At 70.1% G+C, this 15347-nt stretch carries 14 protein-coding genes and 4 tRNA genes; 6 read left to right on the top strand and 12 right to left on the bottom strand.

Features of this window, described 5'->3' with window-relative positions; translation table 11 throughout:
* Positions 1-18 precede the first annotated feature (18 nt).
* The gene (locus J2853_RS04190; RefSeq protein ID WP_307555145.1) at positions 19-957 is read left to right on the top strand and encodes an MBL fold metallo-hydrolase; all 939 of its coding nucleotides are present in this window, start codon (positions 19-21) and stop codon (positions 955-957) included.
* A gap of 121 nt (positions 958-1078) precedes the next feature.
* Here the strand turns inward: J2853_RS04190 and J2853_RS04195 are convergent, their stop codons facing one another.
* The 3 genes from J2853_RS04195 to J2853_RS04205 form a co-directional block, all read right to left on the bottom strand.
* On the bottom strand, positions 1079-2974 hold the full coding sequence (locus J2853_RS04195) for a S9 family peptidase (RefSeq protein WP_307555146.1): 1896 nt from the start codon (positions 2972-2974) through the stop codon (positions 1079-1081).
* Between the two features lie 152 nt (positions 2975-3126).
* Complete coding sequence (locus J2853_RS04200) at positions 3127-4197, bottom strand: zinc-dependent alcohol dehydrogenase family protein (RefSeq protein ID WP_307555148.1); 1071 nt, start codon at positions 4195-4197, stop codon at positions 3127-3129.
* A 30-nt stretch (positions 4198-4227) separates the two neighbouring features.
* Positions 4228-5169 (bottom strand): helix-turn-helix transcriptional regulator, encoded by a 942-nt coding sequence (locus tag J2853_RS04205; protein WP_307555150.1) that lies wholly within the window; start codon positions 5167-5169, stop codon positions 4228-4230.
* On the opposite strand from J2853_RS04205, the gene J2853_RS04210 reads away from it, so the two are divergent.
* From J2853_RS04210 to J2853_RS04220, 3 genes are all read left to right on the top strand, one after another.
* On the top strand, positions 5168-5872 hold the full coding sequence (locus J2853_RS04210) for an SDR family oxidoreductase (protein ID WP_307555152.1): 705 nt from the start codon (positions 5168-5170) through the stop codon (positions 5870-5872). The two genes, J2853_RS04205 and J2853_RS04210, sit on opposite strands and share 2 nt — an antisense overlap.
* Positions 5873-6055: 183 nt before the next feature.
* Positions 6056-7492: a glutamate-cysteine ligase family protein gene (locus J2853_RS04215; protein ID WP_307555154.1), complete on the top strand. Its 1437-nt coding sequence runs from the start codon at positions 6056-6058 to the stop codon at positions 7490-7492.
* A 90-nt stretch (positions 7493-7582) separates the two neighbouring features.
* Positions 7583-8632 (top strand): hypothetical protein, encoded by a 1050-nt coding sequence (locus J2853_RS04220; protein WP_307555156.1) that lies wholly within the window; start codon positions 7583-7585, stop codon positions 8630-8632.
* A gap of 26 nt (positions 8633-8658) precedes the next feature.
* On the opposite strand, the gene pcp is transcribed toward J2853_RS04220, so the two are convergent.
* The 4 genes from pcp to J2853_RS04240 all read right to left on the bottom strand — a co-directional run bounded on the left by pcp (position 8659) and on the right by J2853_RS04240 (position 11549).
* Complete coding sequence (gene pcp / locus J2853_RS04225; RefSeq protein WP_307555158.1) at positions 8659-9288, bottom strand: pyroglutamyl-peptidase I; 630 nt, start codon at positions 9286-9288, stop codon at positions 8659-8661.
* Positions 9285-9662 (bottom strand): thiol-disulfide oxidoreductase DCC family protein, encoded by a 378-nt coding sequence (locus tag J2853_RS04230; protein ID WP_307555160.1) that lies wholly within the window; start codon positions 9660-9662, stop codon positions 9285-9287. Before J2853_RS04230 ends, pcp begins: the two co-directional genes overlap by 4 nt.
* A 78-nt stretch (positions 9663-9740) precedes the next feature.
* Positions 9741-10562, bottom strand: coding sequence for a hypothetical protein (locus J2853_RS04235; RefSeq protein WP_307555161.1), 822 nt, complete (start codon positions 10560-10562; stop codon positions 9741-9743).
* 111 nt (positions 10563-10673) lie between these two features.
* Positions 10674-11549 carry a hypothetical protein gene (locus J2853_RS04240; RefSeq protein WP_307555164.1) on the bottom strand — a complete coding sequence of 292 codons (876 nt, stop codon included), beginning with the start codon at positions 11547-11549 and terminating at the stop codon, positions 10674-10676.
* Between the two features lie 377 nt (positions 11550-11926).
* On the opposite strand from J2853_RS04240, the gene J2853_RS04245 reads away from it, so the two are divergent.
* The gene (locus J2853_RS04245) at positions 11927-12088 is read left to right on the top strand and encodes a hypothetical protein (protein WP_307555166.1); all 162 of its coding nucleotides are present in this window, start codon (positions 11927-11929) and stop codon (positions 12086-12088) included.
* A 63-nt stretch (positions 12089-12151) separates the two neighbouring features.
* Here J2853_RS04245 and J2853_RS04250 read toward each other — a convergent pair.
* From J2853_RS04250 to J2853_RS04270, 5 genes are all read right to left on the bottom strand, one after another.
* Positions 12152-12226, bottom strand: a tRNA-Val gene (locus J2853_RS04250).
* A gap of 13 nt (positions 12227-12239) precedes the next feature.
* Positions 12240-12311 (bottom strand) — tRNA-Gly (locus tag J2853_RS04255).
* Between the two features lie 79 nt (positions 12312-12390).
* Positions 12391-12461: transfer RNA gene (locus tag J2853_RS04260), tRNA-Cys, on the bottom strand.
* 22 nt (positions 12462-12483) lie between these two features.
* Positions 12484-12558, bottom strand: a tRNA-Gly gene (locus J2853_RS04265).
* 89 nt (positions 12559-12647) lie between these two features.
* On the bottom strand, positions 12648-14909 hold the full coding sequence (locus tag J2853_RS04270) for a peptidoglycan recognition protein family protein (protein WP_307555168.1): 2262 nt from the start codon (positions 14907-14909) through the stop codon (positions 12648-12650).
* A gap of 153 nt (positions 14910-15062) precedes the next feature.
* Here J2853_RS04270 and J2853_RS04275 point away from each other — a divergent pair, with 153 nt between their 5' ends.
* Entirely contained in the window at positions 15063-15338 is a 276-nt protein-coding gene (locus J2853_RS04275; protein ID WP_307555170.1) for a hypothetical protein, read from the top strand.
* The last annotated feature ends 9 nt before the right edge of the window (positions 15339-15347 follow it).

A 15347-nucleotide genomic window follows, 5' to 3' on the forward strand; every position in this document is an offset into this window, starting at 1 on the left:
AACAGGACAATCTTAGATATGAGCTCATCCAGGCATGACCATCAGCTCCCCCCGGGCCGCGTCGAGGAGGTCGCGGACCGCGTGTACGCGTACATCCAGCCCGACGGGAGCTGGTGGGTCAACAACACCGGGTTCATCGCCGGTCGCCGGGGAGTGATCAGCGTGGACTCCTGCGCCACCGAGCGGCGCACCCTCGCCTACCGCGAGGCCATCAGGTCGGTCACCGACCGGCCGATCACGACGTTGATCAACACGCATCACCACGGCGACCACACCTTCGGCAACTTCGCCTTCCCCGAGGCGACGATCGTCGGGCACGAGCGGACCCGGGAGGCGATCCTCGCCGAGGGGATCCCCGACTACCTCAACCTGGCCTGGACCCCGGTCGACTGGGGAGACCTGGAGGCCTGCCCGCCGTTCCTCACCTACACCGACGGGGTGACCGTCCACTCCGACGAGCTGCGCTGCGAGGTGCGGCACGCGGGCGTCCCCGCGCACACGACCAACGACTCCATGGTGTGGATCCCGGAGCGATCACTGCTGTTCGCCGGTGACCTGGTGTTCAACGGCGGCACGCCGTTCGTGATGATGGGCTCGGTGACGGGTTCGATCGCGGTGCTCGACAGGCTCAGGGAGCTGAACGCGGAGACGATCGTGCCGGGGCACGGCGGCGTGTGCGGGCCGGAGGTCATCGACCAGGTGCAGGGGTACCTGCGGTTCGTGCTGGACACCGCCGAGCGCGGCCGGGAGGCGGGCCTGTCGCCGCTGGAGACGGCGCGGGAGACGGACCTCGGCGAGTACGGGGGACTGCTCGACCCCGAGCGCATCGTCGGCAACCTGCACCGCGCCTACGCCGAGCTGGACGGCCTGCCTCAGGGGGCGCCGATCGACGTGGTCACCGCGATGCTCGAAATGATCGACTTCAACGGGGGCAGGCCGCTGACCTGCACGGCCTGATCGAGAACCCGTCCGGGCCTGCCGGGCGCCCGATCGGATCGGGCGCCCGGCAGGCCCGGCGGCGGGCCTCGGCCGATCAAGGGCCGGCTCCGGACGCATGCCCGGAGCCGACCGGAACCGGTCAGGAAAGGTGGCGCGACCACCATTCGAGGACGGCCTCGAACCGCTGGAACCGGTGCTTGGGACGGCCGCTCCGGCTGAGCTCGTGCCCCTCACCGGGGAACAGCAGGAACTCGGCGGGGACGCCGTTGTGACGCAGGGCGACGAACATGCGCTGGGCCTGCTCGACCGGGCAGCGCCAGTCCTCCTCGGAGTGGACCACGGCGAACGGCAGGTTGATCCGGTCGGCGTGGTAGAGCGGGCTCATCGCGCGCTGGGCCTCGATGTCGGGGCCGCAGTAGGCGTTGGCGAAGAACCAGCCGATGTCGGAGGAGCCGGTGAAGGAGTCCCAGGCGTTGACCGCCCGCTCGCTCCAGGCGGCCTTGAACCGGCTCCCGTGGTGAGCGGCCAGCCAGCTCGTCATGAATCCGCCGTAGGAGCCGCCCATCACGCCCACCCGCTCGGCGTCGCACTCGGGCCGCTCCAGCGCGGCGTCCAGCAGGGCGATGATGTCGTCGGCGTCCACGGTGCCGAATCCGCCGATGACGGCCTGGCCGTGGGCCTGGCCGTACCCGGCCGAACCTCGCGGGTTGGCCTGGATCACGGCGTATCCGGCGGCGGCGTAGACCTGGGTCTCGTCGAGGAACCCCCACCCGTGCTGGGCGAACGGGCCGCCGTGGATGTTCAGCAGAACCGGGTGCGGGCCCTCGCCCTCGGGCAGGGCCAGCCAGCCGTGGACGGGGTAGCCGTCGGCGGAGACGGCGGTGATCTCCTGGAGCGGGCGGACCCCGGGCAGGGGCCCGGTGAAGGCGGTGAGGGTCCCGTCCGGGGTGACCACCTCGCCGGGGCTCTGCGGCGTGGACGACACGGCGACGATCCGCCCGTTGTGGGAGGCGAACGACTTGACGCTCGCCCGCTCGCCCAGCACGAGGGTGAGCTTGTCCAGCGGCGCGTCGAGGGCGTCCGCGGGAACCAGCCGCAGCTCGACCGCGCCGCGTACGCGCACCGTGACCAGGATGCCGTTCTCGGTCGGGACGACGGGCATCGGCTCGATGCCCACCGACTCCTCCTCGGTCAGCCGCACCCCGGTCGAGGGCTCGCCGTCGATCCGCAGGGGAGCGCGGTAGAGGCCGGTGTTGCGGGCCACGGCGTGGATGCCGGAGAAGGCCTCACCGAGGTAGAGCACGTCCCCGTCGGGGAGCGCGACGGGGTGTTCGGCCGATCCGGCGCTGCGCACCACGAGGATCGGCGCGCCGCCGCCGGCCGGGACGGCGTACAGGTCGGTGTGCAGGCCCTCCTCGTCGAGGTCGCGACTGGCCGAGATCAGCACGTGCTCGCCGTCGGGGGTCCACGCGGGGGTGGCGACCTCGTAGGGTCCCTCGGTCAGGCGCACCGGCTGGGGGACGTCGGCGAGGGCGTTGACCACGAACAGGGACGGCCGCCGGTCAAGGGTGAAGCCGACGCCGTCGTGCCGGTAGCGGAAACCGGTGATCCGGCGCGGCGCCTCGGCCGCGGCGCTCGTGCCCTCCTCGGTGCCGTAACGGCCCTCTTCGGGGACGCGGGCGACAAAGGCGATCCGGCTGGAGTCGGGCGCCCAGACCGGGACGCCCGCGCCGAGGGGCAGGTCGGTGAGCGGGCGCGCCTCGCCCCCGCCGGTGGGCATCACGTGGAGCTGCGGCTTGCCTCCGTCGCTCGCACGGAGGAAGGCCACCCAAGCGCCGTCAGGGGAGATGCGGGGCGCGGTGTCACGGTCGCCAAAGGTGAAACGGACGGGCGGGCCGTCCTGGGGAACCCGCCACAGGCCCCCGCGATAGGTGTCGGACTCCAGGTCGGGCCGGGCGACGTCAACGAGGAGGAGATCGTCATGAAGGGTGACGCTGCCGGGGACGTTCAACAGGGAGAGATCTTCTGGGCGCATGTCTCGTGACGTTATCACCGTGTTCGTCGCATTTTATAGGGCCTCTTTTGCAGGACTTTGTGTGTCCGTATCCGCCGCGTGGTTATCGGAGCCGGCGGCCGGGCGGCCCACCGGCTCCGGACGTTCGGGCACGCACGACGTTCTTGTCGCGCTTATCGCGTCGGCAGGATCATCGTGACGCCCGGGACGGAGCCGATCGCGGCGAGCGCGGGACCCGCCTCGTCGAGACCGATGGAACGCGTGAGCAGCAGGTCGGGCCGGAGACCGCCCTCCATGACCGCCTTCAGCATCGCGGGGTAGGCGTGCGCGGGCATGCCGTGGCTGCCGAGGAGTTCGAGCTCGTAGCCGATCACCCGGTTCATCGGGAGCGAGGTGAGCCCGGGCAGCAGGCCGATCTGGACGTGACGCCCCCGGCGCCGCAGGCTTTCGATCGACGACACGCATGTCCCGGGGCTCCCGAGCGCGTCGATCGAGACGTGGGCGCCGCCGGAGGTCAGGTCCCGGATGCGGGTGGCGACGTCGGCTCCGCCTCCTCCGTTCCCGGAGGAGCCGGGAGCGGTCTCGGCCGGAGCGGCGGTGACGCAGGCGACGGCGCCGAACTGCCTGGCCAGCTCCAGGGCCTGGGGGGAGACGTCCACGGCGATCACCCGGGCCCCGGCGGCAGCGGCGATCATCACGGCGGAAAGGCCGACCCCGCCGCAGCCGTGCACCGCCACCCACTCGTCCGGCCGCACCCGGCCCACCGAGGTCACGGCACGGAACGCGGTGGCGAAGCGGCAGCCCAGGCTCGCGGCGGTGGTGAAGGCCATCCCCTCCGGCAGCGCCACCAGGTTCGTGTCCGCGTTGTCGATCGCCACGTATTCGGCGAAGGAACCCCAGTGGGTGAATCCCGGCTGGGTCTGGCGCTCGCAGACCTGCTGGTTCCCGGAGGCGCACGCCTCGCACGCCCCGCAGGCGCAGACGAACGGGACCGTGATGCGGTCTCCGGCCCGCCACGAGCCGACACCCTCGCCCACGGACTCGACGACCCCGGCGAGCTCGTGCCCCGGCACATGAGGCAGGGTCATGATGTCCGGGTCATGTCCCTGCCAGCCGTGCCAGTCGCTCCGGCACAGCCCGGTCGCCTCGACCCGGATCACCGCCCCGCCGGGCGCGGGCTCGGGAGCGGGCACCTCCCGGACCTCCAGGTCGGACCCGAAATCATCGAAGATCACCGCTCGCATCGGCCGCACACTCCTTCAAATGGCTCGACTTTACCGACTCGGCGACCTCTGCAGCATTCCCAGCATCCGCAGGGCGTCGTGGGAGGGGGAGCCGGCCTCGGTCGTGTAGAGGACCAACCGCTGGTCGCGGTCGGGGACGGGAAGCACCTGGCAGACGACCTCGATCGTGCCGATCAGCGGATGGGTCAGGGATTTGCGATGGTCACGGCGGATCGCGACGTCGTGCGCCGCCCACAGGCCCGCGAACTCCGGGCTGCGGGCCAGCATCTCCGCCACCAGGCTGCGAATGCCCGCATCACCCGGATAGCGTCCCGTCGCGGCGCGCAGGTCGGCGACCGAGGCGCGGGCGAAGCGGCCCTTCTCCTCGTCCTCGAGATTCGCGCGCACGTCGGGAGAGCCGAAGATCCAGCGGATCACGTTGAAGCCGCCCCCGGAACCGGAGTTCAGGCCGCCCATCACGATGCCCGCCAGATCGTTCCAGGCCAGGATGTCGTAGCGGGCGTCGAGCACGTAGGCCGGGATGTCCTCAAGGACGGACAGCAGGTTGAGGATTCCCCGGGGCACGTCCTTGGGCGGCCTGCCGCCGGGCGCCGGGGGATCGCCCGCCAGGTTGTACAGGTGGGCGCGCTCGTCGGCCGTGAGCAGCAGCGCGCGTCCCAGCGCGCCGAGCACCTGGTGCGAGGGGCGCGGTCCCCTGCCCTGCTCCAGGCGGATGTAGTAGTCGATGGACATCCCCGCGAGCTGCGCCACCTCCTGCCGGCGCAGGCCCGGGGTGCGTCTGCGGTCGCCCTCCGGCAGCCCGACCTCACGCGGGGTGACGCGCGCGCGGCGGTTGCGTAGGAATTCGGCGAGTTCGCTCCGGTTCATGACCTCCATCATGACCGAGGGCGGGCGATCCTGGGTGGTACCGCGAGTCCCAGCCTCCGCGAGGCTCTCCCGATCCTTCGCGGTTCCCGCCATGGTGAGAGGCATGATCGCTCTCATCACGGGTGCCAACAAGGGCATCGGATACCAGACCGCACGGCTGCTCATCGAACGGAACGTGACCGTCGTCGTCGGAGCCAGGGACGACGAGCGCGGACGGAAGGCCGCCGCCGAGCTGGGCGCCCGGTCCGTCCAGCTCGACGTGACCTCCGCCGAGTCCGTCGCGGGAGCCGCCGGCTGGATCGAGAAGGAGTACGGCCATCTCGACATCCTCGTCAACAACGCCGGAATCGCGCTCCGGCAGGACGACCCCGCCCCGAGCGGCACTCCCGCGGACGCCATGCGCGCCACCTACGAGACCAACGTCTTCGGCGTCGTCACGGTGACCAACGCGATGCTCCCGCTGCTGCGCCGGGCACGGGCGGGGCGGATCGTCAACCTGAGCAGCGGACTCGGCTCGCTGGCCGCGGCGACGGATCCGGGATCGCCGTTCCTGGAGTACAACAACCTGGCCTACAACTCCTCCAAGGCGGCGCTCAACATGGTCACCGTCGTCTACTCCAAGGAGCTCGCCGGCACCTCGATCAAGGTCAACGCCGCCGATCCGGGCTACTGCGCCACCGACCTCAACGACCACAGCGGTTTCAGGACCGCCGAGCAGGGCGCGGCGATCGCCGTACGGCTGGCGCTGCTGGACGGGGACGGGCCGACCGGCGCCTACCTCTCCGACGAGGGACCGGTGCCGTGGTGACGGTCCACCCGGACGTGCGTCCGGCCCTCTCGTAGATCGCCCTCCCGGCGGTTCGCCGTACCCCCCGGAAGGGCGGGATCGGCACCGGGATTGTGTGTACCTCATTACTTATCTCGTCGACTGATTAGAACCCGCCGGTTGGGACAGGGGGAGGGGAGACACGGACATACTGAGGATGGTGCGATGGGCCAGCGAGTCGACAAGGACCGATACTCCGAAGCGGATTTCACCCGCTTCAGGGAACGGCTGGCCGAGCAGCTCGAGCAGCTGCGCGAGCTGCTCGCGAAGCCCGGGTTCGGGGTGGGGCCCGCGACCATCGGGGCGGAGCTGGAGCTGTTCCTCATCACCCCCGACGGGCGCCCGCTGCCGCGCAACCACGAGGTGCTCACCGCCGCGGACGACGACCGGCTCACGCTGGAGCTCGGCAGGTTCAACATCGAGATCAACCTGACCCCGATGCCGATCGCCGGGCGACCCTTCAGCGCTCTGCTGGGGGAGATGCGGGAGACCATCGCCATGGTCGACAAGGCGGCGGCGACGCAGGGAGGGCAGGTCGTGGCGATCGGCATCCTGCCGTCCCTGGGGGAGTCCGACTTCACCAGCGAGACGCTCAGCGCCGAGAGCCGCTATCAGGCGATGAGCCGGGGCATGCGGAGGCTGCGCAACGAGCCGTTCCGGGTGCGCATCGAAGGGGTCGAGCGGCTGGAGCTGGAGGTCGAGGGCATCGTCGTGGACAGTGCCAACACCTCCTGGCAGGTCCATCTGCGTACGGCTCCCGCCGACTTCCCCCGCGTCTACAACGCCGCCCAGCTCGCCATCGGCCCGGTTCTCGCGGTCAGCGGCAACTCGCCGGGGTTTCTGGGCAGGCGGTTGTGGGAGGAGACCAGGATCGCGCTGTTCGAGGAGGGGTCCGACGACCGGGACGTGGAGCGGCTCGACCGCAGGGACCGGCGGGTGGCCTTCGGATCCGACTGGGTTCGCGGCGCCGAGGAGCTGTTCGAGGCGTGTGTCCGTGACTACGAACCGGTGCTGCCCATGGTCTCGGACGCGGAGCCGGTGATGGACGGGAAAGGCCCGGGGCTGGCCGAGCTCAGGCTTCACCACGGCACGGTCTGGACCTGGAACCGGCCGATCTACGACCCGGCGGACGGCGGCCACCTGCGGGTGGAGATGCGCCCCCTGCCCGCGGGGCCGAGCGCCGTGGACATGGCGGCCAACAGCGCCTTCCTGCTCGGGCTCACCTCCGCCATGGCGGTCCAGCCGATCGAGGAGTTCGCCTTCTCCGGGGCCTACCGCAACTTCTACCGCTCCGCGATCCACGGCCTGGACGCGCGGCTGAGCTGGCCGGGCGTGCGGGAGGAGATTCCGGCCGCGCAGCTCGCCCTGGACCTGCTCCCGATCGCGGCGGCCGGACTCCAGCGGGTGGGCGTGGAGGCGGACGAGGCCGAGTGGGCGCTGGACGTCATCCGGGAACGCGTCACGCGTCGCCGTACCGGCGCGATCTGGCAGCGGGAGGCCATGGCCCGGTTCGGCGGCGATCAGGCCGCGCGGGAGCGCATGGTGATCCGGTACCGGGAGCTGTCGATGATCGGGGAACCGGTGCACACCTGGCCCCTGTGATCACAAAAGCGATCTAAATCACAGGCATACTCATGAACTTCGCATTTCCATCAGCCAGGCTGGGTGGTGAGCGAAGAAGGAGATCCCCCCATGAGTGCGATGACCGCTGTGGCCGTGGAGCCGTTCGGACTGAGATGGGACGGTGACAGCTTCGAGGCCGGGGTCCTGGCACTGGGGAAGGAGCTCCAGCGGGTGCCGGTGGACGAGGTCCTGGCCAAGGCGAACCGCGTCTCGAAGAGGAAGGGCGCGGCCGGGACCGGGGCGTTCGGCCCGATGAGTCCCAAGCCGGTGGACTGGTACTGCTTCGACGCCGGCGACAACGCCACCCGCGAGTGGTACCCCCAGGGGCTCACCTGCGCCTCCGACGCCGGGACGGGAACCGGTGGGAGCGTGTTCGTGGTGAGCTGGTACCACACTCCGTCGTCGGGGGCCGAGCGGGGCATCCGCCTGTCGTTCCTCGACACGGGGTCGCTCCGCTACCGGCACGTCCTGCTGGTGACGGCCCGCGCGGACGGGAACATCGTGCCGATCAACATCCACGCGGGCGGCGTCGCCTGGTACGAAGGGCTGCTCTACGTCGCCGACACCACCCGTGGGCTGCGGGTGTTCGACCTTGAGCACATCTACGAGATCGACGGCGACGACGAGAACACGATCGGCAAGAAGGGCGGGGTCCACAACGCCTTCGGCTACCGCTACGTGATGCCGCAGACCGGCGCCTGGATCTCGACCGGCACCGCCAGGTTCTCCTTCGCCGCGATCGACCGCAGCACCTCGCCCGACACCCTGATCTCCGGCGAGTACGTGGACACCCCGGGCGAGTTCGGCAGGGTGGCCCGCTGGCCGCTGACCTCCGCGGGCTCCCTGCGGAAGGGTGCCGACGGCACCGCCGCCGCCCTCGACGCCTACCGCCTCCCCGCGGCGAGGATCCAGGGCGCGCTCTCCTACAACGGCACCTGGTACCTCAGCCAGGGCGCGGGCTCGACCAAGAACGGCACGCTGGTGGTGGTCGGGGACACGGTCAAGAAGCGGCCCTATCCCGTGGGCCCGGAGGACCTCACCTGTGTCCGGGACAAGAAGACGGTGTGGAGCGTGAGCGAGTTCGCGGGCCGCCGCGTGGTGTACGGCGTGCCGCTGTAGGAGCCCCCGCACCGAGGCCGCCGGCCTCAGTGCAGGGAGCCGCCGATCAGGCGCAGGTCGTCTTCCGGCGAGACGGAGACGGCGGCGGTCACGATCGCCCCCAGCGCCTCGGCGATCATCGGGATCGGCATGGACGGCTTGGCCCCGTCGAGAACCTGCCCGGGGGCGAACGGCACGTGCACGAAGCCTCCGCGCACGGCGGGCCGCTCGGTGGCGATCAGGTGCATGAGGCCGTAGAAGACGTGGTTGCAGACGAACGTCCCGGCGCTGTGCGACACGCTCGCCGGGACCCCGGCCGACCGCGCCGCCGCCACGCAGGCCTTCACCGGCAGCGTGGAGAAGTAGGCGGCCGGGCCGCCGCGCACCACCGGCTCGTCGATCGGCCGCTGCCCGGCGTTGTCCGGGATGCGGGCGTCGTCGAGGTTGACGGCCACCCGCTCCACCGTGACGTCGGGCCGTCCCCCGGCCTGCCCGACGCAGACGATCACCGACGGTTCGTACTCCAGCACCGCCGCCCGCAGGTGCGCGAGCGCCTCGCCGAACACGCACGGCAGTTGTACGGCCCGCACCTCGGGCACGAGCTTGACCGCCTCCCACGAGGGGTTGACGACGGCGCCGTCGAACGGCTCGAAGCCGGTCAGCAGGATGTCCCTCATCGCGGGTCCACGGGGCGGGCGCACGCGGGGGTGCCGCCGGGGAGGCGATGGCGGTTGTCGGCGATGAGCCGGTAGAGCCCGTGGGCCACCCACCGGAACGGCGGGACCCGGAGGAGGAACCCCAGCGGGCTCCACGGTGGACCTGCGGCGATCAGCAGCCGGGCCACCGCCTGCGCCCCGCCGTACACCCGGCCGCGGTCGATCCAGAGCACCTCGTGCCCCGCCCGGTCCGGCGTGGTGCCGAGCGCGGCCAGGTCGGCGAACTGCCATGGCGTGACGCGGGCGTGGATCCCGATCCGGCGTTCGGCGAACCGGACGCTCGTCGTGCAGAAGCCGCAGTCGCCGTCGAAGATCAGCACTGGTTGTCCCGTCATGGAAAAGACCTTACATATGGTGTTTTGATCATATTTGGGAGGCCCGGGTGGCCGTGATCGGGCGGTGGCGAAGATCCCTCAGGGGGCGGGAGGTCCGTCCAGATGGCGGAAGGCCTCCTGCGCGGAGCGGACGCTGTCGCGGAGCGCCTGTTCGAGGTGGTCGGCGTCCTCGCTCAGGCGGCTTATCTCCGGCACGGCGAACGTGTCGGCGCCGGTCTCCGCGAGGAGTTCCTCGTATCGGGGGAGCCGGGCCCGCAACTGCTCGATCTGGTCGTGGGCGCGCAGCGCCCGGTCGGCCTCGGAGACATGGCCCGCGTACCGTTCCAGGGCCTCCACCCGTGCGACCACGGCGGCCTCGCTGGCGGCGAGGGCACGTTCCAGCGGAGCCATCGCCGCGGCCACCTCCGGCGAGCTCCCGCCGTACATGAAGTCGTGGTGCTCCGTCCTGAGCGCCGACAGCTTGGTCAGCAGCCGGGCGATCTCCCACTCCTGCGCGGGGAGCATCACCGAGTTCCGTACGTCGTCGAGCATGCCCAGGGCGTTGACCCGGGAGCGCAGGATGAAGTCGATCGCCTGCTGGACCCGGTCGAGCAGCAGGCCGGCGTCGTGGTCGAAGTCCTCGGGCAGGAGGTAGCGGCCCTCGTACCAGCGGGCCTGCTGGTAGAGGTCGTGCTCGGTCACCTCGAGCTCCAGCGGATCCCGGGCGGCGAAAAAGCCGACGCAGCCCACGAAGACGAGCAGGGTGGGCACCAGGAAGATCGGCGCGATGTCCCCCATGAACAGCAGGAATATCAGGACGAGAGCCGACAGCGCTCCGCAGACCTGCAAAACGCGGAGCGGTGTGCGCGGGGCGCCCGAGGAGGACCCGGGGGCCCATCCGGCGCGGAATCGGGACAGCATCTGTCCGTGCTGGCGAAATAGGTCGGCGATTTCGGCGGGTATCTCCGGATCGATTGCCACACGCCGCACAGGCCATCCCCCTTTGCCCTGATCAAGAATCATACATTTCGGTCACCCGTCTAGATAGCGAAATGCCTCATGTGCCGAGCGGACGCTGTCGCGAAGCGCCCGCTGCAACAGGTCGGCGTCCTCGCTCAAATGGCCGATCTCCGGTGCGGAGAATCTGGCGGCGCCCGTCTCGGCGACGAGCTGTTCGTACTCCGGCAGGTGGGCGCGGAGAGCGTCGATCTGGCTCTGGGAGAGAAGGGCGCGCTCCGCGTCCGACACGTGCCTGGCGTAACGCTCCAGGGCCTCCACCCGCGCGACCACGGCGGCCTCGCTGGCGGCCAGGGCGCGCTCCAGCGGAGCCATCGCCGCGGCCACCTCCGGGGCCCTTCCGCCGCGGGCGAGGTTGCGGTGCTTGGCGCGCAGCGCCGACAGCTTGGTCAGCAGCCGGGCGATCTCCCACTCCTCCGCGGGGAGCATCACCGAGTTCCGTACGCTGTCGAGCATGCCCAGGGTGTTGACCCGGGAGCGCAGGATGAAGTCGATCGCCTGCTGGACCCGGCCGAGCAGGTGCCTGGCGCCGTAGTCGAAGTCCTCCAGGATCAGGTGGCGCCCCTGCCACCGCAGCGAGTGCGCGTACAGGACACGTTCGACGGAGTCGGTGGGGGAGGGTTTCCTGACGATGTACACGACGGCCAGGATCCCGAGGTACAGGCAGAGCAGGGGCACGAGGAACCGCATCGGCACGCCGGTGACGACGGTGGCGCCCAGCGCCAGCAGTGAGGAGGCGCCCAGGGCTCCCAGCAGCGCTCCCGGCACCCTCGCGCCGTCGTAGACCTTGGGGATCCGCCCGGTGCGGAAGCGGTAGAGCAGCGGCCCGTTCTGGCGGAAAAGGCCGGCGACGTCCGGGGGCACCTCTGGATCGACCACCACGCGTTGCACAGGCTCGCCCCCTTCGCCACGGTTACAAGAGCATAGCGATTAACCTGATTTCAGGTCGTGCGTCCTCCTATGGTGCCTCTTTACGAGGATGCATCGCGTGTCAAAATGATGATCATAGTGAGGTTTCCCCCGGGGGTGGGGAAATCAACGCAGGTCGCCGGGCGATATATATGTGCGGGTCGCCGTTCTATTGAGATGAGCGCGGAGATCCGGATGGAAGAGGGTTCGAACACGGACCGTTCCAGCCGGGCGCACGCACGCGATCAACGATCTCCCGTACGGTTCGCCTCTCCGGCCCGGCGTTTCTTTCGAGGGCCGATATTCGTGCGAGCATCCACACGGCGATCTCCGGCGGGGGATCGAGGGCGCGAAATCCCATGATCACATTCTGCGTGATCTCGGACTCCGCGTTTCTCGTCGAGGCGGTCCGGCCGGTCGTCATCGGCGAGGCCGGTAGCGACGAGCGCGTCGCGCTCTCGCCCGCGTGGCGGACGGTCCGGCGGGCCTTCGCCGCCTGGAACGGCGTGCTCCCGGCATGATCGGAGATCGGGGCGCACGGCCGGTGAAACAAGAATCCCCAGGCCGTCGGTCTGGGGAAACGGTGGTGGACGATACAGGGATTGAACCTGTGACCTCTTCCGTGTCAGGGAAGCGCTCTCCCGCTGAGCTAATCGTCCTCGGGTGAACCAGAGCGGAAGACGGGATTCGAACCCGCGACCCTCACCTTGGCAAGGTGATGCTCTACCACTGAGCCACTTCCGCGTGCCTGCTCCGGGTTTCCCCTCGGCTGCCACTCGCACTACTTTACCGGATCCCGGAGGCTCCGATGCCCGTGCGTTTGAGGTGGAGACGGGATTTGAACCCGTGTAGACGGCTTTGCAGGCCGTTGCCTCGCCTCTCGGCCACTCCACCAGACAGATCCCTGGAGATCTGCTGGAGCGGAAGACGGGATTCGAACCCGCGACCCTCACCTTGGCAAGGTGATGCTCTACCACTGAGCCACTTCCGCGTGACTCCCGGAGACGTGTCCGGGGCACGTAGAAACTCTAGCGCCTTCGCCGGGCGGATGTGCGCAACCGAGCAGCTTGCGGAGGATCTTCATTTGGCGAGTACTCGGACGTCGGAGGCCCGGACGAACATGAACCGGTGTCCGAACTGGATCTGGTGGTAGCGGATGTCGCCCCTGATGACGCGGTGTTGCGACGGATCGAAGGTGGTGGTCCTCAGGTAGGTGCCGCGGGTCGTCAGGCCGAGGCTGTAGAGCTGCCCGGCCGGCAGCGAATACTGCAGCGGGGTCAGCGTCTGGGGGGAGACGCCACGAGGGTAGGCCGACGCCTCGGGGTAGGCCCTGCCGTACAGCTTGACGGAGCGAAGGCCCCGCTTGGGCGTCACCAGCGGCCCCGACACGGGCACGGAGGCCGGGGCGGCCACCGGATCGTTGAACCACGCCTTCTGGCCGAGGTACCAGATCGCCGTCCAGTCGCCCTTGCGCCCGGCGAGCGCGTAGCGCTGGCCGGTGGAGGCGCGGGCGGCGTGGTCGTAGACGCTGTAGGACGAGCCGCCGGTCGGATGCTTGCCGACGTCCTTGACCAGCGGGGCGCTCAGGGAGGGGCGGGTGTGCAGCCAGACCGAGGCCGCGCCCAGGCGGCGGCATCCACCGGCGCAGCCGGTGAAGCCGGGGCGGTTGGTGGCGTAGTCCGGCTTGATCAGCACCGAACGCGCGGCGCCGCGGCTCTGGCCGGCCGGGGCCTTCTGGGCTGCCTGGGTCCTCGGGGCGTCCTGCGCCTTCCGGGCTCCCTGGTCCCCCGGGGCGTCCTGGCCGCCTTGATCCTTCTGGTCCTCCTGATCCTTCCGAGCGTCCTGGCCGTCCTGGTTCTCCTGACCGCCCTGGTCCTTCTGGGCGTCCTGGTTCTCCTGACCGCCCTGGTCCTTCTGGGCGTCCTGGGTTTCCCGGTCGCCCTGGTCCTGCGGATCCTGCTGCGGATTGGCGAGCAGTTTGAAGTCGTCCGCGACCTTCAGCGGGCTGCCGAGTAGGTCGAAGTAGTGGCTCCAGTTCCAGTACGGGCCCGGATCCTCGTGCATGCCGCTCACGGTCTCCGGGGTGGTGCCCGGCACGTTGTCGTGCCCGATGATGTGCGTGCGGTCCAAGGGGATGCCGTATTTTTTCGCGAGATAGCGGACCAGCTTGGCGGAGGAGAGATACATCGCCTCGGTGTACCAGGCGCCGCCCTTGGCCAGGTAGCCCTCGTGCTCCAGGCCGATGGAGCGGGAGTTGACGTACCAGTTTCCCGCGTGCCAGCCGATGTCGCTGCCCCGCAGGTGCTGGGCGATGTGGCCGTCGCCGGAGCGCAGGGTGAAGTGCCAGCTCAGGTAGTTGGGGTCCTTGGCGAGGCGGGTCATGGCGTTGTAGGTGGTCTCGCCGTCGTGGATGACGATGTAGTCGATCTGACGGGTCTTGTCGTAGCGGTCGTGGTTGCCGTATCCGCCTCCCTTGAGCTGCTTGTAGGCGGCGGGGATCCACTCGCAGGAGACGGTCGCGGGGCAGTCGGGCGCGGAGGCGGTCACGCCGCGGCGCTGGGCGGTCCGGCCGGGCGTCGGCGGTCGTCGCGGGGACAGGCCCGGGATCGCGGGCAGGACCACCTGCTCGCCGTCGTCGGTCACGCGCGCCGCACCGGAGCGGATCGTCGCGTAGACCGCGTCGGCGAAGGATCTGGCGGCCTCCGTGTTCGCCGCCTCCCTGTCCGCCGGCCTCTCGCCCGGCCCGTCCGCACCGTCCGCCATGGCGGAGGGGGAGCCGGAGTAGCGGGCCGCCGCGCCGTACCAGTCCGCGGGGTCGGGGCTCGGCTTCCCGCCGGTGCGCCGCTGGTAGTCGGCGAGCAGTGCGGCGCCGCCACGGATGTTGGCGGCGGGGTCCTTCCGCAGCAGGGCGGGGGCGATCCCCGTCAGCTTCGCCGCGCGGTGCAGGGTGTCCTCCGGCGGAGCCGCGGTGGTGTCCGGGATCGTGAGGGGGTGCGGCCGGGTCTCGTCGCCGCGCGGGTCCTCCCCGCCGCCGTAGTGATGGTGGTGCCCGGGTTCGAGACCGGCGTCGACCAGGTGCATGGGGCCGTAGCCCGCGGAGACGCTGGGTAACCCGTCGTTGCCGTCCCACCGCGACTCCATGTAGGAGACCGCGAGCAGCACGCTTTCCGGCACGCCGTACGTCCGGGCGGCCTGGGCGAAAGCCGCCTGCCTGCCACCGGGCGCGCTCTCTCCGGGGAGGGCGAAGGTCTCCTGCGGCCCGGCCGGTGCCGCCTCTCCCGGAAAGGCTTGGATCAGCATGGAGAGGGCGACAAGGACCGGTATCCCCGACAGACGGCTCATGGTGGTTCCTCCCGACCGAATGACTACCCAGAGTTAAATAACACTACCGAATGTCACTGATGAGAGGAGGCCTGAGACAATACGGCGGTTTCTTGCCCGAAATCGGGCAGGAAACTTGGTAGGTGGCCAAGGTGATGCGTAGGGTCCTGCTCTGTGTCCACGACATGGCATCCGCATGAGGATCTGATCACCCACCTGGCCCGGACGAGCGCGCTCGGCCCCGGGGAGGCGGCGCGGGTCGTCGCGGACGTGCTGGCTTACTTCTCCGAACCTGCCGAGGAGTTCGTCCGGAGACGTCACGCGGAGCTCAAGGCAAAAGGGCTGATCAACGAAGAGATCTTCCCTCGGGTGGCCATCGAGCTGACGGCTCGCCGTGTCGCGGCACCCGAACTCTCCCTGCGCCAACTGCGCCGGATCGTCTACGGGTAAGGAGCGGCT

The organism is Streptosporangium lutulentum, from assembly GCF_030811455.1.
Taxonomy (GTDB): Bacteria; Actinomycetota; Actinomycetes; order Streptosporangiales; family Streptosporangiaceae; genus Streptosporangium; species Streptosporangium lutulentum.